Raw genomic sequence first — 24,896 nt, 5'->3', positions numbered from 1 at the left:
AAAATAAGTAATTAACTTTATGGTGAAGGTAATAGATTATCTCAGGACAGATTCACAAGCAGTTAAGTTAGATAGGGAAGAAAAATCTTTTCAATTTAAAAATAGAATAAGACGTCAATATAACCCTAATGATATTAATATTGCCAAGTTGTTTCTTGCGATACGTGAGCATAGAACGGATAATCCTCAGCTAAATAAGATTAGTGAAATTGAAGGGTTACTTACTCAAGTAGAAAATATTAATGATATTGATCTCAATGATGGTGGTAATACACCACTACATGTTGCTGTAAGCAAAAATCATCAAGACATTGTTGAACTTCTTTTGAATGTGTCTGGTATAGACCCAAATATTAAAAATAATCAAGGTAAAACTCCACTAGATATTGCTAAGCAACAAAATAAGGGAGAGATTATTAGGACTCTAGAAGAACATTTAAAAAAATTTTCTGATCAAGTAAAAGGACTTTCTGCACAGGAGGAGGAAGTACATGAAAAGCTAAGAAAGTTTGTTGAAGATTTTGTTTTTATTTATGAACGCTCTTTATCAGAGTACTATAAGAGACTAGAAAATCAAAGAGGAAAGCAAGGTAAATGGGCTGATTTTGTTAATATGATAATATATATAGGAAAAGGTGGAACAGAACAAGGAGAAGCGGAATCAAAAGTAATTCCTCTTATTGGAATTAACATTCTTCGAGCAACAATATCCAGCATTGGTAGTAGTTATAATAGAGCAGAGCTTAAAAAGCTGATAGATCAATTGTATATATTTAAAAAGGATCCAATCAAAGTCAGGGAAGAGTTAGTAAAATCTGGTATTGAAATCTTTCAAAGTTTTGAGAGCCAATTTATACAAGTAACAGCAGAAGGAAGTTGGCGGAGAGCAATGACAAAATTAGCAGAAGATGCTGTGAATAGAGTGGTTGATTACTATAGAAAAAATACTGAAAAAGAGCTTTGTGCTTCCTCAATTACTGAGGGTATTATTTTTGGAAAATCAAAAAGATATAAACAAACCTACACTGGTGTTCCTCATATTAAGCTAGGACATACTTTAGAAAGTAAAAATTCATGGAATACTGCAGAAATATTTGATAAAGCGGGATTAGTAACGATAAAGAGCGATGGTCGTGCTGATAAATACTATAGGAGAATAGACGGAAAGAGTGATACTAGCAAATATGGCTATCGTCTTCTTTTGAAGTGGGAGTTGGAAAATAAAATAAAAAAATTCATGAAAGAATACAGTGAAGAAAATCCTCCCAGAGAAGAGTATAGGTATGTTTTAAAGTCAGATGGGAAAACAAATGAAGAATGGGAAGATGAATTATTGAATGAGATTAATAAGCAAGATCCGAAGTTAGTCGAAGAGAGGTTACTAAGCAAATTCAAAGGAGAAATGGAACAGGAAGCTGAAAAAAACTTCAATGAATTAGAGGATTATATAGGTAAGAATTTTAATGAGTTATCAGGTTACATAGAAAGTAATCAAAATGAGATTAAGGGAGTCTTTGATGAATTAATGAGTCAATATCAGGAAGCCAGTAGGCAACGTCACAAGATAGCAGATTCTATTGTAGAAGGAAGGAAAGAAAGTGAAAAAAGTTTCGAGAAAATAGATAAAAAGCTTGATAAGATATATGATGCAGTTGTAGCAAGAGAGCAAGTAAGAAAGCCTATTTGGTTTAATGTGAAAAAGCCAGTAATTTTGTTTGCTGGAAGAAGGGAAGAGTTAATTGACCTACATAATAAGATACAACTTAATTCAGAAAAAGTAACAGTAATATCACAAATAACCTCAATTAGCGGTTTAGGAGGAATAGGAAAAACTGAGTTAGCTAGACAATATGTTCAAGAATATAGTAAAGATTGTTATGACAACGTTATATGGATCAATGCTGAAAGTGAGATAGCTCTTGTTGAATCATTTACTCGATTAGCGAAGGATAAGCTAAAAATTGATACAAAAGATGCAAATGGAAAAGAAAAGGATATAAGATCTATCGTAGAAGAAGTTTACAATTTTTTTAGTAATAGTAAAAGCTTGTTTATTTTTGATGATGCCGAGAAAAGTAATTATTTGAATAAGTTTTTACCAATTCATGATTCATTACCGGGTGGTAATGGACCTTATATTTTAATTACTTCTCATAATCGAGAGTGGGAAAGGGGGATAGAAGTTATTAATCTGAACGAATTAAAGTCAGAAGAAGCGATAGAATTTGTAAAAAAGGGCTTGATTATAGAAGATGAATCTCAAAATGAAAAGATAAAAGCTTTGGTAGAGAAATTACAACACTTTCCTTTAGCTATACAGCAAGCAATATCATATATTGAAGATCAAAGAGTTACTAGAAAATTTGATATAGATGATTACCTAAAGGAATATGAGAAAAAAGCGAAAGATTTGCTTAATTATGAAGGATTTAGAGGAATTGATAATAACTATGCAAAAACAACTTTCACAACTTGGAAGATTATAACCGATAAGATAGCAAGCAATGAAAAGCATGGAAATTTAGCTTTAAGGATTCTTGATGTTATCTCTTATCTTGCACCTGACAATATTAGTAGAGAATTCTTTTTAGATTTGACAGGAAATAATGAAGAGGAATTAAGGTCTGCTGTTCGTTTACTTATAAAATATTCTATGGTTAATGGTGAACAAGAGCAAGGTGTGTTGAGTATTCATAAATTAGTTCAAGAAGTGACAAAAATAGCGTTAGAAGAAGAGGGTAAAAGCGAAGAAGTTATGAAAGAGACTTTCGAGCTACTCAGAGCAAGTTTCCCTTATGGTAGTGATAAACTAGAAGACTATTTAAAAAAACGAGAATTATTACCGCACTTAGAGGCATTTTTATCACGTATAGATAGTTGGTTAAAAAAGAACCCTCAAGATAAAGAAAAAATAGAAAAGGATTATCTTGAAAATTTGTTGACATGGATGAGTGATGGGTATTTTAATTTGGGTAATCCCAAAAGAGAAAAGGAGTTGCTAGAAAGGGTTTTGCCTATTTTAGAAAAGCATTACGGAGAAGATCATTTTGAAGTATTTAAAAGACTAGTAAATCTAAGCAACAGTTATCTAGTTTTAGGTGATTACCAAAGAGCAAAAGATTTGCTAGAAAGAGCTTTAAAAATTGAAAAGCAAGATTATGAAGAAGAGCGTTTTCAATTAGTTAGAACACTGGTAAATCTGAGTATCAGCTATCGAGCTTTAGATGATTATCAGACAGCGAAAGAGTTACTAGAAAGGGCCTTTCCCATTTTAGGGAATCATTATCGGGAGGATCATTCTTCATTAGCTCAAGTACTAATAAACCTGAGTATTGCTTATGGATCTTTAGGTGATTATGAAAGAGCGAAAAAGTCAATAGAAAGAGTATTCTCTATTTTAGGTGACAATTATGAAGAAGAGCACTTTGAGTCAGCTAAAATGTTAGTAAATCTTAGTATTGCTTGTAGAGGTTTTGGTGATTATCAGACAGCAAAAGAGTTACTAGAAAGGGCACTACCTATTTTAGAAAATTATTATGGAGAAGATCATTTTCAGGTAGCTATAGCTAAAACAAATCAAGGTATCACTTATATAGCTTTAGATGATTATGGAAGAGCAGAAGAGTTGCTAGAAAGAGCTTTGCCTATTTTAGAGAAGCATTATGGAGAAAATCATGTTGAAGTAGCTAAAATATTAGTAAATTTAAGTACCATCTATAGATACTTTGATAATTATCAAGGAGCAAAAGAGTTGCTAGAGAGAGCTTTACCTATTTTAGAGAAGCACTATGGGGAAGAGCATTTTGAAATAGGTATGATTCTGGAAAGTTTAGGCACTGATTATATAGCCTTAGGTGATAATCAGGAAGCAAAAGAGGTGCTAGAAAGAGCTTTATCTATTTTAGAGAAATATCATGAAAGAGATCATGTTGAAGTAAGTAAAATATTAGTAAATTTGAGTATCGCCTATAGAGGTTTAGGTGATACTCAGGGAGTAAAAAAGTTGCTAGAAAGGGCTTTACCTATTTTAGAGAAGCATTATGGAGAAAATCATTTTGAAGTAGCTATAACCTTAGAAGATTTAGCTATTGCCGATGGAGCTTTAGGTAATGTTCAGAGAGCAAAAGATTTACTAGAAAGGGCTTCTGCAATATATCAAAGGAGTAAAGTTGAAGAATGTTTGCCGAGTACGAGTTCATTAAGGAACAGAAGAGAAGCAAAAATTGGGAAATGTGAACTGTCTTGGGAAGACGTAGATGAATTCAATACAGAAAAAGATGAGAAAAGAGATTTTAGTAAAATTAAAATAGATAGTAAAAAGTTTATTGACTATATAAAAGATATACCAGAAGAAAAACGTTCTCAGCTAATTGAGCTAGCAGATAAAGTGCAAGTTAAGGGTAGGTTTAGCAATTTGGTCAATAGGCTTACCAGTAATCAGAAGGTCATGAATCATTTAAATAGAGTAAAGAAAATCTCTAGCATAACTATGCATGGAATGATAGCTAAAAATATTTTAGCTGACTTTTTAAACAGAGATTATCAAGGTGTAGCGATTAATGTTGGCTTTATTGCCGGTGGTCAAGGGTTTGCTAAAGTTGCTGAAGTTGCATCTCGTAAAGGATTAAATTTGCTCTCAGAAGAAAAGGTATTACTTGGTAGGTCTTTAAGAGTTGCATCACCTTTTCTTGCTCGAGGTACTTCTGCCTTTATTATTTATGATTTAGTAAATCAGGTAAAAGCATTTAAAAATGGTACAGAAGGAGCATTGGTTGGCGTAGTAGGAGATAGCATTTACCTGGGAGTTGACGCTGCAGAGATTGGGATTGAAGTTGCTGAAGGTTTTAAAGTATTAGAAGGAGTTTCATCTATTACTGGACCTATTGGAGCAGGAGTCGGCACTGCAGTATTTATTTACACTGATATTTATATGGCAGTAAAGAGAGTTGATAAAACTGATGAAATTATTCACTTAACTAGAGGAGAAAAATTTATTGAAGGTTTACGTGTATTTATAGGTATGCAACCTGAACAATATATAGAAGAGTTAATGGAAGAAAAACAACTTTATAACCAATTAGTTAAGCAAGGATTTGAGTATTTAAAGGAGTATAGTGATATTCAAAGCTATGTATTCCCTACTGGTAAATCAGTTGTGAATTCTTGTCGTACAGTGCCACACCAAGTAAGGCAGTGTGGTGGTGCTGGATTTGGAGAATTATGCATGAGAAGAATTAATGTTACACTTTACACTGAAGAATGCAAAGTTAAGTTTAAGATAGACTTAGACAGTAAAGTACTGCTTGATGGAAAAGGAATCGATATAAAATGGAGTAGAGCAAGGCCGAATAATCCAAGTGGTGGAAAATTGTTTTGTTTCTCGCAGGGAAATGACGAACCTGCTCCAAATTATGGGTCATATTTATGCGAAAATGCGATTGGTTTATCTAATAACAAGATAGAAGGATATAATCTAATTAATTTAGGAGAAGGTGAAGATTATGCCAGGGGATTTAAGGATAGTCCGAACGTATTTGTAGTGAATGATGGGTCTAAAGAATATTATGGGGGAAATAAGAATGATATCTTTGTTTTACAGGGAGATCTGATAGAAGGGTCCTTGTACGGAGAAGATGGAATTGATACCTTAGATCTGACTGGATTTGCTCAAGAAGCTGTGAGTGTGAATGTGTATTTAAATACAAATATTGGCACTATTGTGTACAACAGATATGGTTATTCTGGATTTCAAATTAATTCAGTAGAAAGAGTGCTTGGTAGAAAAGCTAAGGCAGATCATATATTTAGTGCATGTGAAACTAAATTCTTGGATGGTAATGGTGGTAAGGAAGATCAACTTGATTATTTGGAAATAAAAGATAATAACTGTGTCTATGATATACAAGTAATAGTTAGAAATTACACTGAAGTAAATAATCTAGCACTCAAAGGTAACTTTAACTATATTGTACCATTTCAAAAAGGTAGTCCATCTGTTAAATTACTTGCTAATTTCGAAAATAACCATAGGTTTATATTCGACTACTTGCTTGCTGATATTCAGAGTATTGATATTAAAGATCACAATAGTATAAAGTTCGATTTTTCCTCAAAAGTTGCAAATAGTAACTTTAGTATATCTATCTCATATAACATAATGAACAATATAATCTATCAATTAAAAGACAGTGCTGAAATAAAAGTAGGTAAGGAAAGAAACTTGTATGCAATACAGAATACTAATAAAACTATTGATGAAATTATAGAAAGTTACCCAGCTATAGCAAATAAACTCAATATGACTATCGCTGTTCAAGATGGTGATGAATCTATACTTGTTGGCTATGGGAAGTGTGAGGTAATTTACAATAATCCAATCTATAACAGTCACTTAATTGGAAATGGTGGTAAAAACATATACGTAATTACTATAGCCTCAGGTGAGCAAAGATATGAACATAATATTTTTTCTATGCCACAAATAAACATCTACAATCCTGATCAAGCAAGTTCTATAGATACGTTAGATTTACGTAACGTGATAAAAATAATACAAGATGATTTGAAAATACATATTAATCTGCCAAGAATTTTTCAAGATGGAAATGATTTGCTAGTTAGGTTAGAAGCAGAAATGGGACAAAGTTTTTTATTAGAAGTGCTAACAGTAAGATTAAAAGACGGTTTGGATTGGTATGAAAATCTTCATATTATCTCAGATAGTGCGCCTATGAAAATAAGTTCTGAATTAGAATTAAAGCCACTACCTTTGATCTTTGAAAAGGATAAAGAAATTATTGTGGTAACGGGTCAAGATGTGGAGAAAGATGCTGAGCTTATCACGCCTAGAAAAGGAGGAAACAATACGTTTGTTCGTAGTAATGGTCATGATCTAATAATAACTAATGCTTTTGATTCGACTATTACTAAAGATGATTTTTGCAGTATTACACTTAGTAAATTCTATAAAACACCTAAGATGAAAACGTTATCAATAAAATTTACTGATAAAGAGATAGTGTTAAAAGATTATGAGAAAGAAATAAGTACAGCAAGAGACGTTAATGTTGTGAAAAAAGAATATAAGGATCAAGTGTACGATGATGTGTTTACAGAAGTCATGTTATCTGATCAACCTCATAGACATAGGCAGCACATTAGAAACCGTAGAATGGTGAGTAGCAGTGCAAAACCATCTTCGTGGATAAATCATTTATTTGGTTGGGTAAAAAGCTCTGTGAGTGGGTTATTAGATTCGAGAGCTGCTCTACCTGAAACTTCAGCAAATTATTCTAATACATCTGGTACTAGCCAATTTAGTAGTGAAGTTTGTATCAGTAACAATTTTGGTTTAGGATTCTTCTTATTACAAAGTTTCCTAGATAAAAAATATCCTCTTCCTAAGTTTTGTTCTGCTACTCATGAAGAAGTGCTGGCTGATACACTTAATATAATGGAAGAATTTAAAAAGACACTTAAAAAAACAGCTAAACAATCTGGTGTATCAGTGAAAGGTTTTGACTTTTTTAAAGTGTATTCAGATATAGCAGGTCATGTAAGGAACGAAAGATATTCTAAAATACCAAGTACATTATATTCAGCCGCAGAAGAAGCCTATCCGGAAAATGAGAAGTTTTTGAGTATTTTAAAAGGCAATATTGAAAAGATGTTTGATAAGCAGCAGATAGTTAATGGTGGATATCAACCTAATGACATTGCTGATAATAAACCTAGAAGCTATTTTAATAACACAACAGTGGACAAAAAGCTACAAACCCCAGTTATGGATTATCCGAGTCAATAAAGCTTAGAAATAGAGGACTTTTTCGACTGCATGGAATACGAAACTAATGTTGAAAAAGTATGTACCAAAAAATTTATGGGGGATCTGTGCCGAAGCTCAAATTTATTTTTCAAACAACCAAAAACTGTCTCAATAATCAATTTTTCTCAATAGAATCTTCTCTTTTAAAGAAATCAGTGCGTTTTTCATGCCTTTTTTCACTTGAGTGACGAGTTTTAGACCTCTATCGAAGAGTTTCTCAAAGAGGTCCTTCTTCTTTATCTCTGAACAAAAGTCCTGTCAATTTTTTAGTCAAATTTGGTGTAGGTTTTCTGTCGTCAACGCTGCCTTTAGTTAGCGTAATAACTTGAACTTCGACTATTTCATTGATTACCAGATGCAATTTAAAACCGAACATAGGTAGTCTTTCCTATATTTGCCAACTCTTTGAAAACTTTATTTTTTGCGATCCTTTTTGTGTGGCAAACAGCGATTGCAGTTGTATCAATATAGAGTGATTTTTGCTTGCTCGCAGAACCACTGCAAAAGCATTGCCAAATACCATAAAACCCTGAGTTTTAGAGCAACAAATCTATGATACGAAGGGAGTTTTGAAAACTCAGAACTGTACAATAATTTAAGATAACTCAAGTAAAAAAACTTGAAATTTTTGCACAGCGATTGTGGTAAAGTAAGATTATAGTAAGTATTTCTGGCACGGTAATTTCAGGTATTCTTTTTGTTTTTTTGCCACTTGATAGAAGCTTTTCTGAAAGTTTTTCATCAGCAATGTGACAAAAATCTTCTATAAAACAGTAAAATATCTTTCTTCATGGATAACCTCTTAATTTTTGCTAAAATACCTGAGTTTACCCTATTCCTCTCTTTATTAATTCTACTTTCTAATCCATAACTGGGGTTAATAAGATTACTGAACTTGCTAAAGGAGTTGGTGCAGAAATTTTATATCTACCTCCTTATTCTCCAGATTTTAACAAAATTGAGCATAATTGGTTTGCTATAGAAAATAGAATTAGGAAAAACATTCCTCTATTCACATCTTTTCGTCATGCTGTCGATTCTTACTTCTTATGATTTTTTTGGACTATTATGGGAAGGGCTATATTTTAACAGTTTTAAAGCTGAAATAAAGAATATAGGTGTAACCACCGAAAAAGACTTTTTCTTATCAAAAAAACACCGTAAAACCCCATCCTTCAGGGCGGGGATATAAGGCGGAAGCGGGTGTTGACACCGAATATGCACAAAAGCATAATAGATTTAGCGGCAGGGCATGCCATGTTGTGCCTGTGGAGGGGATAGTGCATTTAGCCTCCCGATGAAGCAGGAACCCACCGAGATGATTCAGACTTCGGTCTGAACGTGGTAGGAATCCTTGCCCTTTAGGGCGGGGAGGATGTCAACACACGAAGGCACCTCCCCTTCCTTTTTAATAAAAAATATCTATATACCTATTATAATATACGTAAATGTATATTATGCAAAATATAAGCAAGGTTATGCGCTGCTTAAACTTCTCTAATTAGTGACACTCAACTATAAGAGTAGCTTGCATAGCAAAGAAGATACTAAGTATCTTCTTTTTTATAGTTTCATTAGATTTAGATCTGATGACAACTCAGATAAATCGTTCAGCCCTTCCTGGAGCTGAGACGTAATAGAATTTAATTGATCACTAAATTTTACATCCTGTTCAAAGCTCCAATCACTTTCCCTACATTTACTAATGCATGCACTACGTAGTTCGTTATTATCCTGATGACTTTTAGGACATGCGCGTATGCAATGGTAATATTGTTCATACGCTTCTTCTCTAGTATTATACGCAGCAGCACTTTTTGTATTACTTTTCATAATATTCTCCTTAATTAAAAAACTAGTATAATATTAACATGTAACTATGAATTTTATACTAAATATAGTACATCTTCTTTTCAGAACAACATAAAAAATCAAACTACCCATACCCTCTCCTAGCATTTGGTTAACCAGCAATCATTTATCGCTCTGCCGTAAGAAGTGTAGCCACTGCCAAGTATAGCCCTTCCCAGGTTTTGTTGAATGGCAAGGAATAAGGAGGAGTAATGAAAGGAATTTACGAGGCAAATTTGAAAATAGGCATACCTATATCAGTAAAGTTATTAATAAAATAGCATTTTAAAAGCACCTCTTGAGAGCGATTTACCTCAGATTTATTCTTAAAACTAAATCCAAATGTTTTTTTGAGCCTCAGGAAAAAACTCTCGATACGTGAACGTATTTCATACCTTGTCTTCTTTTTCCAGTGGGTAAGTTTTCCTTATACTAATGTTGTTGTTTCTTTCTGATAGATAATCTATATTGCTGCAGATTTTTGCATTTTTTCTTGGCTTTATGATGGGTTTCAAATTGTATTGATTGCACAACTTATATAAATTATCTGTATCATAAGTTCCATCTGCACGCAGAGACTTAATCTTATAGATATCACCCATTTCCTTTAGTATTTTAGATGCTATCATGTGAAAGAAAATTAGTATATCGAACTGCTATTGCCTTTTTGCTGTTTACGTCCAAAGCAACATATAGCTTTCTTATTTGATCTGTACCATTATACTTCCTTATCTTGGCGTTATCTTTGTTATGTTGAGTACTGTTACTATAAATATGCATTACAGTACTATCTATAGCAATTTCAATATTCTCTATGTCATTTTTATCTGTTCTGTGGTCACATAGTTTCAAATTAAGTTTGACGAGAAGCTTGTGAATACTTGGAGATTCTTCACTATACTTTGTAAATATCCTTTTATAAATCCAACTGCTTGCCTTAAGCCTATTCCAAATAGATTAACGACTATACGTACTGCAATAACAACCTTATCGCTATAAATCTCCAGGAATTTTTTCTGAACTTTCGTACCAGTTTTCTATAGCTTCATCGATAAAATGAAAGACATTTCCTCTTTTTTCTAAAAATTGATTATACTCTTTAATGATTACTGACCTTCATCTTCTTTGGCATATACTCTACACAATGTTCATTTCTTAATAAAGTAACCACTTTCTTTAGATTTTCTCCCTTTTTTCTCCCATCTCTACTCGCTATGCAACAAAGCCAACTCAGGTTACCTTACTATGTTGTCATCATCTTTGAGTAAGTAATGTTAATAAAAAATGAGTAAATGATCTATTTAATATTAAAAAGATGTTGAATATGGATAAATTGAGTCAAGATACAAAAAAAAAGCTGCATTTTTGGTGGCTTATAACATTAATAGTATGTATTATTGCTACCTATTACTACATGAAGTCAAAAGCTGCAGATAATTATAAAACGATATTACGCATTGCTTCTCAAAATTGTAACTTAGAAACTGTAAAATTCTCAGTAAAAAATTTATTAGATACTGATACACACATGCCTAAGTTAACTGCGTTACATTATGCTGCAGAAGGGGATATTTAGAGATAGTTAGGTTTTTAATAGATGAGGGAGTTAACGTAAACATTATTAACAAGTATGTAAGCACAGCACTACATAATGTTGCATATTATAGTGATTTAAGGATTATCAAATTTTTGCTAGAAAAAGGCGCTAATCCTAACATTATAAACGATGATGGAAAAACCTAGAAATGTAGCTGTGTTAAGGTCAAGGCATAACAAAGATAAGCCCTACGATCAAATATTCAACCACTATGGATTTTAATCCATAGTGGTTGAATGCTGAATGACTTTAAGTTTAAAATTGAGAAAGTAGTTGTTATATATATCAGCAAGTATGAGTTAAATTTGTATTATGGACTTGAATAAATTTACCGAAAAAGCAAAAAGCCTAATCCAGAGAGCTCAAATGAAAGCATTGGGAGCTGGGCATCAGATTTTTATGCCTGAACATTTACTTAAAGTAATGCTTGAAGATGAGTCAGGTTTAGTTCAGGATTTGATAGGCACCTGTGGTGGAAATGTTCAGAATATTTCTGATGCTGTGAGTAGTACAATTAAAAAGTTTCCAGTGGTTGGAGGACCAGGTAGTGTTGGACTTCAGCTTTCAAGAGAGGTAGCAAAAGTTTTTGATGATTCAATTGGTATTGCGAGGAGAAATAAAGACACATTTGTTACTGTTGAGCGGTTGTTGCAGGGCCTTGCTGCACAAAAAGATGAAATTGTAGGTAAAATTTTAGCAGAAGGTGGTGTAACACCGCAAAAATTAAATTCAGTTATTGCAGAAATGAGAAAAGGTGGCAGTGCAGACTCTCCAAATAGCGAGGAAAAATTAAATGCGGCAAAGAGGTATACAAAAGATATTACAGAGCTTGCTATGCAAGGTAAGCTTGATCCTGTAATTGGTCGTGATGAGGAAATCAGAAGAACTATGCAGGTATCGTTGAGGCGAACAAAAAATAATCCAGTACTGATAGGTGAACCTGGTGTTGGAAAAACTGCAATAGTTGAAGGTTTAGCAAACAGAATTGTTGCAAATGATGTACCACTTGGTTTGCGTGATGCAAAAGTTTTAGCTTTGGATCTTGGTGCATTAATTGCTGGAACAAAATTTAGAGGGGAGTTTGAAGAGAGACTAAAAGCAGTGATTAATGAGATTTTAAAAGCAGAGGGCAAAGTTATTTTGTTTATAGATGAGCTTCATACTTTAGTGGGAGCAGGAGCGACAAGTGGTGCGATGGATGCTTCAAATTTGCTCAAGCCTGCTCTTGCGCGTGGAGAAATTCGCTGTATAGGGGCTACAACTTTGGATGAGTATCGTCAACATATAGAGAAAGACCCTGCGCTTGCAAGGCGTTTTCAGCCTGTGTTTATTTCTCAACCGACTGAGACTGATACTATTTCAATACTGAGGGGTTTGAAGGAGAGGTATGAGGTGCACCATGGTATTAGAATCACAGATGGTGCAATAATCGCTGCTGCAACGCTTTCTAATAGATATATAACAGATAGGTTTTTACCTGATAAAGCGATCGATTTAATTGATGAAGCAGCAAGTAGGGTTAGAATTGAAATGGACAGCAAGCCTGAGGTTGTTGATGAGCTTGAAAGAAAGATTATACAGCTGAAAATTGAGTCAGAGGCTTTGAAAAAAGAAAGTGATGAAAACTCTAAGCAACGTTTAAAAAAGATAAATGAGGAAATTGAGAGTCTAAACAGTAAATTTGCTGACTTAAGCAGTAAATGGCAGATGGAAAAGAATAAAATAGCTAAAATACAAGAAACTGCTGAAAAATTGGATAATGCGAGGAAAGAGCTAGAATTGGCTCAGCGGAATGGAAATTTAGGAAGGGCAGGGGAATTGATGTATGGTGTGATTCCTCAACTTGAAAATGAGTTAAAAAATCAGGAAAAAGTTACTGATAGTTTCCTAAAGAAAGAAGTTACTGAGAGTGATATTGCAAATATTGTTTCAAAATGGACAGGCATTCCAGTTGATAACATGATGCATAGTGAAAAGGAAAAGCTCCTTAACATGGAAAATGAAATAGGAAAAAGAGTAATAGGGCAGAGAGATGCAATTGAAGCGATAAGTAATGCAGTAAGGCGCTCCCGTTCTGGTGTTCAGGATACTAATCGACCTTTTGGTTCATTTTTATTCTTAGGTCCAACCGGAGTTGGAAAAACAGAGTTAGCAAAATCTCTTGCCGAATTTTTGTTTGATGATCAATCAGCACTTCTACGCTTTGATATGTCAGAGTATATGGAAAAACACTCCGTTTCAAAGTTAATTGGTGCGCCTCCAGGATATGTTGGTTATGAACAAGGTGGCAGATTAACCGAAGCAGTAAGGAGAAGACCATATCAGGTAATTTTGTTTGATGAGATAGAAAAGGCAAATCCAGATATATTTAATATACTACTGCAGATTTTGGATGAAGGTAGACTAACCGATAGCCATGGCAAATTAATTGATTTTCGTAATACCATACTAATTTTAACTTCTAACCTTGGAGCTGAGATGATGCTAAGAGGAGCTACCGAATCTGTGAAAGATGAGGTGATGAAAATAGTTAAGTCAGCGTTTCGTCCAGAATTTTTAAATAGACTGGATGAAATTATTATATTCCACAGCTTAACCAAAGATGACATTGATAAAATTATAGATGTTCAATTCTCTTATTTACAAAAGATGCTTGCTAAGCGTAAACTGAGTATTAGTTTATCGCAAGAAGCTAAAGGACTAATAGCACAAACTGGATATGACCCTGAATATGGAGCGCGGCCTCTGAAAAGGGTAATACAAGAATGCATTCAAAATAATCTAGCTAAGTTAGTTTTATCTGGGGAAATAGTAGAAGGAGATGAGCTAATAGTGTATACTTCTGGTAACGAAATCTTAGTTAAAAAGATCTAGATTCGCTGTGTATTTTTGTTTTGAAAAATGTGTATAAATCATAATGTTAATGTTGAGTCTTTATTTAAGCTAGTTGATCAAGGGAATAAAAAAGAGAAAGAAAAAATTAAAGAGTTTATACAGTACTTTTATAATTTTGTTTATAATAGTGACCTAAAAGTCAACGATAAATTTCTTTTATACATTGCAGAAGATGCATACAACTTCATTCTTAAAAAAGAAAAAGAAGAAAGTAAATTGGCAGTAAGTAATGTAAATGATATTTCAGGAATAGAAGGCAATTTCACTATAATTAAAATCACAAATTATGACATGCCCTTTTTAGTGGATTCTGTCATTTCCACTATTAAGTCAAACGGTTTAACTATATGCTATTATAGTAACAGCATAATTAATGTTCAAAGAAAAAATAGCCTAATAGATAAAATTCATCTTTTAGAAGAAAGTAATGGAATCAAAGAGTCAGTAATATATGTAATTATTAAAGGCATAAGCGGTAGCTTTGTTGATACACTAGAAGAATCTCTACGAAAGACGCTAAAAGCAGTTAACTGCGTTGTAAAGGACTGGCAATTGATGCTCAAGAAGCTTCTTGAGCATCCGGCATTGGATGCTGGAGGCAGAGATTTTCTAGCTTGGTTGAAAAATAACAATTTTGTATTTTTAGGTTATCAAGAATACATTACTAATAAAGAAGGGAAGCTTGCTCTAAGTGGTAAGGAGAGCCTCGGGTTAATGAGAGCAAGTGAAGAGTACCAAAATTCATCAATTTTTTCTGAAAGCTTGAATTCTTTATACATACTAAGATCAGACCTAATCTCAATAGTTCATCGGCGTACCTATATGAATTGTATAGGAGTGAAAGAATTTAATGATCAGGGTGATGTAATAAGGGAACAGCATTTTTTTGGGCTATTTACTTCTATAGCAGAAGTGCAAGATATTCGAACTATTCCGGTAATAAAGGATAAGGTTACAACAATAGAAAAAAAGGCAGGATTTGTTCCTGGTGGCCATAACAATAAAGCTTTAATTTCCATTTTACAGGCATTTTCTTGTGACGAATTATTCCAATCAAATGAAGACGAGTTATTTGAAATTTGCACCTCGATCATGTCTCTTGCGATTAGACCAAGAGTCAAATTATTTTTGAGAAAGGTAGGGAACTTTATTAGTTGCATAGTATTGATACCGATGCGTTATGCTAGTGCAAGACTAATGTTTAAGATACGCGATATATTGAAAGATGAAACGAATGCAGAAAGTTCAGATATTTATAACAATCACATTATCAATGAATATGATTTGATGAAATTACACGTGGTGCTAAGAACCAAAAGCGCTAGCATTTTTGATGATGAAGTTTTGCGTATCGAAAACAAGTTAAGAAACATTACAGAAAAGTGGGAAGATCGTTTTATAGACAATTTATATAATACTTTTAGCACTGTTGAGGATATATTTATCCGCTATTGCAAGGCATTTCCGATAAGTTATCAAGAGAATTTTGAACCTCATGATGCGTATTATGATATGAAAAAATTGGAGATAGTGAGAAAGAAAAAAGTCAGCGAAGTTGATTTGAGGCTTACTCGTGACAATCTCAACTATCAATTGAAGGTTTACACTCCAAGCAACGGAGGCCTTGAATTGTCAAAGATATTAAAGGTTACTAAGAATTTAGGGGCTAAGATTCTATCTCATAATGGTTATTATATAGAAATCAACGGTGGAATATGGATACATCATTTTGTGTTGTCAAGAGTTGATGAATTAATAGACAACATTACTTTAAAAGAGCAGTTTGAGGTAACACTTGTAAAAGTGTTCAGCAAGGAAATAAAAAATGACTATTTTAACAGCTTGATCATTATTGCTGGGCTCAAGTGGAAGGAAGTGCTTCTGATTAGAGCGCTAAGCGCCTACCTAAAGCAGACATCATTTAGCTATAACCCAGAATATATCCAGAAAGTAGTATCAGAGTATCCAAAAGTAGTAAGGTATTTAGTAGAATTATTTCATTCAAGATTTGATACTAAAATAGATATTGATAGGGCAGAAACTACTAGCATTTTGATAGAAAAAATTGAAGAACTACTAAAAGAGATCAGCAACGTTTCAAATGATTACGTTTTGCGTTCGATATTTAACTTGATAATGGCAATTTTGAGAACCAGTTATTATCAAGATGATAAGCCATACTTATCTATCAAATTTGATTCAAGTAAAATAAATGGTTTACCTGACCCGCGCCCATACCGTGAATTGTATGTTTATTCAAACCTTTTTGAGGGAATACATCTAAGAGGAGGGAAGTTGGCTCGTGGTGGTTTGAGATGGTCGGATAGAACGGAAGATTTTCGCACTGAAGTTTTGGGACTCATGAAAGCCCAGATGACAAAAAATGCGGTCATTGTACCTGTTGGCGCAAAGGGTGGGTTTGTAATAAAGCAAGTTTATAAAGACAAAAACATTTTAAGGGAGAAAGGTGTTGAATGCTATAAGAATTTCATCAGAGGAATGCTTGATATTACTGATAATGTAGTTGATGGCAAAATAACTCCACCAGAAAATGTGATTAGGTATGACGAAGATGATCCATATTTGGTAGTTGCAGCAGATAAAGGCACTGCTTCATTTTCTGATTATGCAAACGAAATATCCTCTGAATGTAACTTTTGGCTCGAAGATGCATTTGCATCTGGTGGATCAGCAGGTTATGACCACAAAAAGATGGGTATTACAGCAAGAGGTGCATGGATTGCAGCACAACGCCATTTTTGGAGAATGAATAAGGATATTTACCAGGATACAACTGTTATTGGAATTGGAGATATGGCTGGCGATCTATTTGGGAACGGCATGCTGCTTTCAAGAAATATGAGTTTAATTGGAGCATTTAATCATATGCATATTTTTGTTGATCCAAATCCTGATGCGGAAAAGAGTTTCGTGGAGCGTAAACGGCTCTTTGAATTACCGTTTTCCACTTGGATGGATTACAATAGAGATTTGATTTCTCATGGTGGCGGGGTATTTGAACGTAGTAGCAAACAAGTAGAAATTTCTCAAGAAATGAAAAAGTGCTTTGATATAACGGAAGATACATTATCTCCAAATGATTTGATTCGATATTTGCTCAAGGCAAAAGTGGATTTCATATGGAATGGAGGAATTGGCACCTTTGTTAAGGCAAAAAGTGAAAGCCATGGCATGGTTGGCGATAAAGCAAATGATGAATTAAGAGTAAACGGTCATGATATTAGAGCTTCTATGTTTATAGAGGGTGGCAACCTTGGTTGCACGCAGCTTGGAAGGGTAGAATACGCTAAAATAGGTGGGTATATCAATGCAGATTTTATTGATAATTCAGCAGGAGTAATATGTTCTGATCTTGAAGTTAACATCAAGATTGCTTTTGTTGCAATTATGAAAGAAGGGGGAATTTTCTTGGAAAAAAGGAATGAAATACTGGCTAGCATGATAGATGAAGTTGCATCTAAGGTACTTGAAAACCATAACAGGATTGAAACAAAAGCATTGCTTCTTGAGTGCTTGCAAGCTAAAGAAAAGTTGGAGCAGCACCATAAATTATTACTCAGTTTAGAGAAATTTGGGCTGCTAAACCGAGATGTAGAATTTCTTCCAGCTGAAGAAGAGGTAGCAAGAATGTTAACTGATGGAGAAGGTTTCTGTTCTCCTCAGCTTTCTGTTCTGATGTCTTATGCAAGAACAGCAATAAAAAATGAAGTTATACACTCTGAGCTACCTGAAAAAGATTTTTTGTGCCGTGATTACTTACTAAATTACTTTCCACAAAGGATGGTAACAGAGTTCAAGGATTCCATATTGAAACACCAACTTTGTAGGGAAATTATTTCTACTTGCATTACAAACGATGTAGTAAATAGGATGGGCTGTATATTTATTAATAATTTGGTTGAGAGTACTGGAATTAAAGTACATGAAGCAGTTAACATATATATCGTTGTTAATCACCTATATAATTTAAGTAGCCTTTGGCAGAAAATTGATGAATTGGATGGAAAAATTGATGTTGATTCATATTTGCAAGTAGTGAGAAGTGTGCAAAAATTTATTGGTAGGGTATCATTTTGGTTAGTAAAAAATCTTGGTAAGCTTAATCTTGTAGAACTAGATGGTGTTACAAAATTTAGGGGTGCAATTGAAACTTTAGGCCATGATATTTTAGATGATCGCCTGTTAAAGATCTATAATCATGGATTAACCTCTTTGGTAGAGCTTAACATAAATAAAGATCTAGCAAAAAAGGTTGCTGATTTACGTATTCTTATTTATGCGCTGGACGTTATATCTATTGCTGAACAGACATCTTTATCAATCTTTGAAGCTGGTAGAATATACTTTAAATTAAAGTCGCTGCTAAGGTTTGATATGATTAGAACAATTGCTGTCAAGATTAAAAGCCATTCTTCTTATTGGGATCGCAGCTTAATTAATGATTTATTAGATGATTTAAGCAATTATCATCATAAGCTAGCTGTTAAAGTTATAAAAGCTACTGATAATCATATAGATAAGGTTCAAACTTGGGCTCTTAATGATAAGGATTATATAGAGCGTTACAATAGCTTTTTAGATGAGATGGTTGCTTCTAAACTTGATTTAAGTAAATTAATACTCATAATCAGGAGAATTAAAGTACTTGCTTCATAGGAAAAATGTTTAATATAGGTCTTTCAGAAATTTTAGTTGTAGCTTTAGTGAGTATAATTGTTTTTGATAAAAGTAAAGTACCTGTATTTCTTAATCTTATTAAAAATATATATAGGTATTTCTGGGTTGTAAAATCAAGAGTTAGGAAATTGTTGAAGGATACCGGAATTAAAGAATTATATGAAGGGCATAACGTTGAAAAAGTCAATTACATAATTGGTGAAGATGGCAAGCTTTATCCTACTTACAATGTAGATAGTACAAAAAATGACAGCAAAAATCCTAGTAGTAGATGATATACCATCTAATGTTAAGCTTTTGGAGGCTCAGCTAAAAGCAGAGTACTATACAGTTATTGTAGCTTATGATGGCGAGGAGGCGATAGATTTAGTAGCGGAACAGCAGCCAGATATTATCTTACTTGATGTCATGATGCCAAAAATGAGTGGTTTTGAGGTTTGTAAGAAGCTAAAGAATGATCCCTTAACGACTTATATTCCAATCATTATGGTAACTGCGCTGCATGACACTCATGATAGAGTGGAAGGAATTAATGCTGGTGCGGATGACTTTCTAACTAAGCCGATAGATGAAACTGCTTTATCTGCAAGAATTAAGTCTCTTGTGCGCTTAAAGATGATAATAGATGAGTTGTGCTTGAGAGGAGAAACTAATGCTGAGATTGGTGGAGTAGCAGAAAGCAGTATTATGGATTATTCTAATCAGATTTTTGATGCTAACATACTTGTTGTAGATGAGGACACCTTTCAAGCAGAGCAGATACACAATGTTCTAAAGCAACGCTTCAGATCAATTAAAATACTGCACGATCCAAAAGAAGCATTAAAGGTTGGTATTAAGGATAATTACGACCTGATTATTTCTGACATGCAGTTTTCAAAAACTGACGGCCTACGGTTGTGTTCTAAGTTTCGTAGTAAAGTAGAAACACGTTATACACCAATTCTGATCCTTTCTGAAGATTATGATAAAAGCAATTTAGTAAAGGCACTTGATGTAGGTGCTAATGATTATTTAACAGTACCTTTAGATGAGAGTGAATTAATAGCTAGGGTTAATTTGCAAGTGAAACGCAAAAGGTATCAAGATGCCTTGAGAATGAATTTATTTAATAATGTAGAAATGTCTATAAAGGATCCATTAACTAACTGTTATAATAGAAGATATTTTGATGCACACTTAAGAAATATTGTTAAGGATTCTGTGGAAAAAGATAGAAGTTTATCTCTTATGATACTTGATATAGATTATTTTAAGATGGTGAATGATAACTTTGGGCATAATGCTGGAGATGAACTTTTAAAGGAAATACAGAAAAGAATTTCTGAAAATATCAGAGTGACAGATTTATTAGCTAGGTTTGGTGGTGAGGAATTTGTTGTTGTAATGCCAGATACCAATGTATCAGATGCGTATACTATTGCAGAGAGAATAAGGAAAATTATTGCCAAAGAACCTTTTATACTTGTGGGTAAAAATACAACCCATAATGTAACTGTGAGCATTGGAATTTCAGCAATGCAAAGATCTGACCTTGATGATGTTAAAAAATTTATAGTACGTGCTGACAAATATTTATATAAAGCAAAAAACAGTGGTAGAAATAGAGTGGTTACTGGTTGAAGTTCTTTCAAATAAGTAGTAACTAAGATTCAAATGATAGCATAAAATTTCTCAACTCCGGAAATTTCGCATTTAACTGCAGAAATAGATATTTATTTAAAAAATACCCTGTAATTTTTAACCCTAGTCTGAATTCTTGATATGAGTAGCTATTTTGTAGGTTGTTATTGTATACATCATGCAACATCTGTGGAAAAGGTAGTAATTTATCTGCATAACAGTCACCTACTTTTTTTGACACTGCTCTACCAGTTTTTGGAGAAATAAATTGTAGATTTTCTTTCACACCTGTTACAGCACATTTTGATAGGTCTAACTTAAATCCAAGTTGCGTAAGAAGCAGAAGCTCTAAGTTAAGGTAATGACTTTGCCAAAACTGGCTATTATGTTTTATTACATCGATGAAGTGTCTAAAATTATCATATAACTTGATGCAGGATTCACTTTCTGGAAGCACTTTTTCTAATATAGACGAGAAAGAAACAATAGCAATGCTTTTTAACCTATCTTGAAAGAAATGATGAAATGGAGATTCAATCAATTCGCACTTTAAAAAACCTAGATTTTCAGGTAGCTTAGCACTCCATTCTGCATGTAATAGATTACTTATTTGAAACTTATAATTGCTATTGTTTGTTAACCTAGTTAATCCTCTGCACTTTCCATGATTTTTTGTAAATAGAGAAAGAATTAAATTTTTATCACCGTATTTTTTAACAGCTATAATAACACCTTCATCTTTCCATCTCATTCAGAGTATATTGACCATGTGATATTATAGAGATAATAAAATTAGTGTAGCAAATTTGAGTTTAAGTCAACTGAAATATATTGACTTTATGTGCAATATTAGCTTTAAACCAGTAAAACAAGCTGCTTAACATATGCGCCCTCTCTATTTTAATCATACTCTTCTTTTGTTTCTATGTTGTTTTTTGCTTTTTTCAATGAAAGCCCAAACGGATGATTCGTCAGTTATTCCTATACCACAAAGAAAAAAAGAATTAGTTGAGTTAGTACAACCGAGGCAAATTATTGAAATACAGGAAATTGATGAGGGTATTCCAATTCCCAAAAGAAAAAAGGGTGTAGAAAGAAAACTAAGAGAAGACATCAAAGAGGTGAAAAATGAAATAAGAGATAAGAAAAATATTGAGAACAAAGATGATGAATTGGCTGTAACAGAAATTATTAATTCTATAAGGGATAAACTGACAGAGTGTTGGAGCATTCCTGAGAGCATAGTTTATAAAGAAAATTTTAGTATAAAAATTAACTTATTATTATCCAGTAAAGGCGAGATCGTTGTAGCCAACGTAGCAGATAGTAGTTCTTATCAAAATAATCCTCTTTTTAGATCAGCAGCAGATAATGCAATGCGTGCAGTATATAAATGTAGCCCGTTAATTGGCTTACCTGCTGAGCAGCATCACATTTGGCGCGAAGTCACGTTAGATTTTATTGTCCCAAATTTAGGAGAAAAACACTGGACTTAAAGTCCATCCTTTTAAGAATATAATTTTAAGGTGAAAAATCTCAAAGAATGTGGAATATTATAGAAAAAGCAGTCACTCTGTATATATATCACATAGTGTGGATAACAAAATATCGATATCCAGTATTAGTTGGAGATATTGGATGGCTTTGTTGCATGGCTACCAATGAGAAGGTGTGATGTAAGGGATTTACGAGGCAAATTCGAATAGGCGGGAATGTTCAAAAAAGCGTGTCAAGCCGCATTTTTAGTTCAACTCAATTTTCAATCTGTTGGGAAAGAAGATGTCAAGTTGAGACATAGTTAAAGCCCAATTAGGGAGAGCCATAATCCACTTTTGCTCCACTTTTTTTATAGCACAATATACCAACTTATACAAGGCATTTGTACTGGTAAATGAGCCCTTGGTTTTAATGAATTTCCTGATTCATCTATGCAACCCCTCAATTGGATTGGTGGTATAAATTAGCCTTCTAACAGGGCCAGAATACTTAAAATAACCAGACAAATTTTCCCAATTGTTTTGCCACGATTTTATGACCAAAGGATATTTTTCACCCCATTTTTCTTCCAGCTCAAGCAAATAATTTTCAGCGATTTCTTTACTTGAAGCACGATATATTTTTTTCAAATCATTCATGAAAATTTTCACATCTTTGCTGGATACATATTTCAATGAATTTCTTATCTGATGCACTATACATATTTGTACTTCTGCTTTGGGAAATACACTATTTATAGCCGCAGGAAAACTTTTTAGACCATCAACACATGCAATCAGAATATCCTCTACCCCTCTCTCTTTTAGGTCATTTAACACTCCTAACCAGAACTTCACTTTCGGCTAAATAAAAGCCTAGTACTTCTTTTCTGCCATTTTGATCTATGCCTAATATATTATACATGCATTTACTTACGCAATGCCCGTCCTCCTTGACTTTGAAAAACATGCCATCCATGAATACTATTGGATATACAGATTGCAGTGGACGACTGCGCCATTCATTGATTAACGGCAGTAATTTGTCGGTGATATTGGATATTTCTGCTGCAGATATTTTTTGGTCATACATCTCCTCTACATGCGATGCTATGTCCCTATACCCTTACTATTACCCACAAATGTAAATGGACTTATAAATAAAGGATTAGAATATTAAAGTTTGTGAATATTGAGGGTATAAAAATGGCAAACAAGGGTAATGAATGGGCTAGAAATGAATTGGGGGATGCTGCACTTGGAGATAAAAGACTGACAGATCGATTAGTAAATATTGCTGATAGTTTAATAAGTTTACCTGAAAGTTCAATCAATCAAGCATGTGGAAGTTGGTCAGAAGCAAAAGCAGCTTATCGTTTTTTTCAAAATGAGAATGTAAAAGGAAGTGATATCTTAACATCGCATATTGCAAAAACTGTTGAAAGAACAAAAACTCATAAAAGGATTCTTGTGATTCAGGATACAAGTTGCATTTCATATATGGGACATGAAAAAATAAGAGGATTGGCAGTTGTTTCAAAAAAACAAAGTAAAGGTATTATGATGCACACAGCTTTTGCGATTAGTACAGAAGGCTTGACATTAGGAATACTAGACCAAAAGCTTTACTCGAGACCATCTATATCTAAAGAAGACCAAGAGCTAGAAAAAAGAAGACGTTGTAGAAACGTTAGTATTGAAGATAAAGAAAGCATAAAGTGGCTAGAAAGTTTAAAGAAAACAAATGAAATTATAGATTCAACTCAAACAGAAACTATAACGGTATGTGATAGAGAAGCAGATATTTATGATTTTTTTGAGCTTGCTTACCGTCTTAATTCAGCGGTTTTGATAAGAGCTTGTAGAAACCGAAACGTAAATAAAACATCTAGGTATTCTCGAGAAGAAAAATTATGGCAATTTATAGAAAGGGTTCCTTGTACTGGAAAAGTAGAAGTTGAAATTCCGGCTAGAGATAACAAGCCAAAAAGGATAGCATCTTTAGAAGTTATAGCACTTCTCATAATAGTCCAAAAAAGGTAAGATATGGATTTATAGTAGTGATGGTAAGCATGCCAGCAGCATATAGTTATGACTTAAGGAAAAAGGTAATGGAAGCATTGGATGAAGGAGAGAGTGGAGAAACTGTTGCCAAGAGATTTAAGATTGGAAAAACAACTTTATATGAGTGGAAGAAAAGACGTGAGAAAACGGGAGATTTTCAATCAAAAAAGCTTGGAAGCGTGGCATAAAATTACCGACTGGAATGCATTTGCCGAATTTGCAAATGAGCAAGGTGGCAAAACTCAGTCAGAGATGCTGGGGCAATATTAGTAGACAAACAATTCATCGAGCACTTAAAAATATAGGATTCACAAGAAAAAAAAGACCTACGGATATAAAGAAAGAAATGAAGAAAAGCGAGCTCAATTTTCAAAGGTTATAGCAACAAAAGAACCTAAAGAATTAGTGTATATAGATGAGTCTGGCATTGATAACACTGAACCTATGGGTATTGCCAGAAAGGACAGCGGTTTTATGCCCTAAAATCTGGAAAGAAAACTCAACGAATTAGCATGGTTGCAGCCTTAAGTGGAAGAAAAATAATTGCTCCGTTAACCTTTAAAGGCCACTGCAATATGGATATCTTTAATAAATGGTTTGAGCAGTTTCTGACACCGATTTTGGAACCTGGACAAACTGTTATCCTTGATAATGCTACTTTTCATAAGTCTAATAAGATTTGCTAAAGGAGTTGGTGCAGAAATTTTATATCTTCCTCCATATTCTCCAGATTTCAACAAAATTGAGCATTATTGGTTTGCTATAAAAAACAGAGCCAGGAAAAACATTCCTCTATTCGAATCCTTTCGTCGTGCTGTTGATTCTGCCTTCCTATGACCTGTTCGGACTATTATGATACCAAATTCCA

8 protein-coding genes and 8 pseudogenes are annotated in these 24,896 nt (G+C 33.5%); 11 read left to right on the top strand and 5 right to left on the bottom strand.

Going from position 1 to position 24,896, the window contains the following annotated elements:
• The first annotated feature begins 19 nt into the window (after positions 1 to 19).
• Positions 20 to 7,804: a tetratricopeptide repeat protein gene (locus OPR35_RS04825; protein ID WP_265024747.1), complete on the top strand. Its 7,785-nt coding sequence runs from the start codon at positions 20 to 22 to the stop codon at positions 7,802 to 7,804.
• On the opposite strand, the pseudogene OPR35_RS04820 reads toward OPR35_RS04825, so the two are convergent.
• Positions 7,798 to 8,607: pseudogene (locus OPR35_RS04820) on the bottom strand (IS982 family transposase). The gene OPR35_RS04825 and the pseudogene OPR35_RS04820 overlap by 7 nt on opposite strands.
• A 97-nt stretch (positions 8,608 to 8,704) precedes the next feature.
• Between OPR35_RS04820 and OPR35_RS04815 the strand changes: the two are divergent.
• Positions 8,705 to 8,878: pseudogene (locus OPR35_RS04815) on the top strand (transposase); the annotation flags it as partial.
• A gap of 510 nt (positions 8,879 to 9,388) precedes the next feature.
• On the opposite strand, the gene OPR35_RS04810 reads toward OPR35_RS04815, so the two are convergent.
• Both OPR35_RS04810 and OPR35_RS07540 read right to left on the bottom strand, forming a co-directional pair.
• Positions 9,389 to 9,658, bottom strand: coding sequence for a hypothetical protein (locus OPR35_RS04810; protein WP_019236515.1), 270 nt, complete (start codon positions 9,656 to 9,658; stop codon positions 9,389 to 9,391).
• A gap of 241 nt (positions 9,659 to 9,899) precedes the next feature.
• A pseudogene (locus tag OPR35_RS07540) lies at positions 9,900 to 10,808 on the bottom strand (IS5 family transposase).
• Positions 10,809 to 11,000: 192 nt separating this feature from the next.
• Between OPR35_RS07540 and OPR35_RS04800 the strand changes: the two are divergent.
• The 5 genes and pseudogenes from OPR35_RS04800 (at position 11,001) to OPR35_RS04780 (ending at position 20,489) form a co-directional block, all read left to right on the top strand.
• Positions 11,001 to 11,495: pseudogene (locus OPR35_RS04800) on the top strand (ankyrin repeat domain-containing protein).
• 90 nt (positions 11,496 to 11,585) lie between these two features.
• Positions 11,586 to 14,147, top strand: a complete 2,562-nt coding sequence (gene clpB / locus OPR35_RS04795) for an ATP-dependent chaperone ClpB (RefSeq protein ID WP_019236519.1) — start codon at positions 11,586 to 11,588, stop codon at positions 14,145 to 14,147.
• A gap of 27 nt (positions 14,148 to 14,174) precedes the next feature.
• Complete coding sequence (locus OPR35_RS04790; RefSeq protein ID WP_052264805.1) at positions 14,175 to 18,845, top strand: NAD-glutamate dehydrogenase; 4,671 nt, start codon at positions 14,175 to 14,177, stop codon at positions 18,843 to 18,845.
• A gap of 5 nt (positions 18,846 to 18,850) precedes the next feature.
• The gene (tatB, locus tag OPR35_RS04785) at positions 18,851 to 19,141 is read left to right on the top strand and encodes a Sec-independent protein translocase subunit TatB (RefSeq protein WP_007302915.1); all 291 of its coding nucleotides are present in this window, start codon (positions 18,851 to 18,853) and stop codon (positions 19,139 to 19,141) included.
• Complete coding sequence (locus OPR35_RS04780) at positions 19,113 to 20,489, top strand: PleD family two-component system response regulator (RefSeq protein ID WP_007302914.1); 1,377 nt, start codon at positions 19,113 to 19,115, stop codon at positions 20,487 to 20,489. The genes tatB and OPR35_RS04780 overlap by 29 nt, the downstream gene beginning before the upstream one ends.
• 22 nt (positions 20,490 to 20,511) lie before the next feature.
• Here OPR35_RS04780 and recO read toward each other — a convergent pair whose 3' ends face one another.
• On the bottom strand, positions 20,512 to 21,240 hold the full coding sequence (gene recO / locus OPR35_RS04775; protein ID WP_007302913.1) for a DNA repair protein RecO: 729 nt from the start codon (positions 21,238 to 21,240) through the stop codon (positions 20,512 to 20,514).
• 196 nt (positions 21,241 to 21,436) lie between these two features.
• Between recO and OPR35_RS04770 the strand changes: the two genes are divergently transcribed.
• Both OPR35_RS04770 and OPR35_RS04765 read left to right on the top strand, forming a co-directional pair.
• The gene (locus OPR35_RS04770; RefSeq protein WP_052265027.1) at positions 21,437 to 21,985 is read left to right on the top strand and encodes a hypothetical protein; all 549 of its coding nucleotides are present in this window, start codon (positions 21,437 to 21,439) and stop codon (positions 21,983 to 21,985) included.
• Positions 21,986 to 22,034: 49 nt separating this feature from the next.
• Positions 22,035 to 22,128, top strand: a pseudogene (locus OPR35_RS04765) (IS200/IS605-like element ISW1 family transposase); the annotation flags it as partial.
• 103 nt (positions 22,129 to 22,231) lie between these two features.
• On the opposite strand, the pseudogene OPR35_RS04760 reads toward OPR35_RS04765, so the two are convergent.
• Positions 22,232 to 23,090, bottom strand: a pseudogene (locus OPR35_RS04760) (IS256 family transposase); the annotation flags it as partial.
• Positions 23,091 to 23,170: 80 nt separating this feature from the next.
• Here OPR35_RS04760 and OPR35_RS04755 point away from each other — a divergent pair.
• Together OPR35_RS04755 and OPR35_RS04750 are read left to right on the top strand one after the other, a co-directional pair.
• A pseudogene (locus tag OPR35_RS04755) lies at positions 23,171 to 23,974 on the top strand (IS4 family transposase); the annotation flags it as partial.
• Positions 23,975 to 24,036: 62 nt separating this feature from the next.
• A pseudogene (locus OPR35_RS04750) lies at positions 24,037 to 24,865 on the top strand (IS630 family transposase).
• Positions 24,866 to 24,896 lie beyond the last annotated feature (31 nt).

The sequence above is a fragment of the Wolbachia endosymbiont (group B) of Protocalliphora azurea genome (genome assembly GCF_947251865.1).
Lineage (GTDB): Bacteria > Pseudomonadota > Alphaproteobacteria > Rickettsiales > Anaplasmataceae > Wolbachia.
Note: the sequence above shows the minus strand (reverse complement) of the source record. Positions and strands in the feature narration are given on the sequence as shown.

Bases quoted from the DNA above. Each gene is read 5' to 3' on its own strand.
- OPR35_RS04825 (WP_265024747.1), top strand. From the start codon at position 20: ATGGTGAAGGTAATAGATTATCTCAGGACAGATTCACAAGCAGTTAAG.
- OPR35_RS04810 (WP_019236515.1), bottom strand. From the start codon at position 9,658: ATGAAAAGTAATACAAAAAGTGCTGCTGCGTATAATACTAGAGAAGAA.
- clpB (WP_019236519.1), top strand. From the start codon at position 11,586: ATGGACTTGAATAAATTTACCGAAAAAGCAAAAAGCCTAATCCAGAGA.
- OPR35_RS04790 (WP_052264805.1), top strand. From the start codon at position 14,175: ATGTGTATAAATCATAATGTTAATGTTGAGTCTTTATTTAAGCTAGTT.
- tatB (WP_007302915.1), top strand. From the start codon at position 18,851: ATGTTTAATATAGGTCTTTCAGAAATTTTAGTTGTAGCTTTAGTGAGT.
- OPR35_RS04780 (WP_007302914.1), top strand. From the start codon at position 19,113: ATGACAGCAAAAATCCTAGTAGTAGATGATATACCATCTAATGTTAAG.
- recO (WP_007302913.1), bottom strand. From the start codon at position 21,240: ATGAGATGGAAAGATGAAGGTGTTATTATAGCTGTTAAAAAATACGGT.
- OPR35_RS04770 (WP_052265027.1), top strand. From the start codon at position 21,437: ATGAAAGCCCAAACGGATGATTCGTCAGTTATTCCTATACCACAAAGA.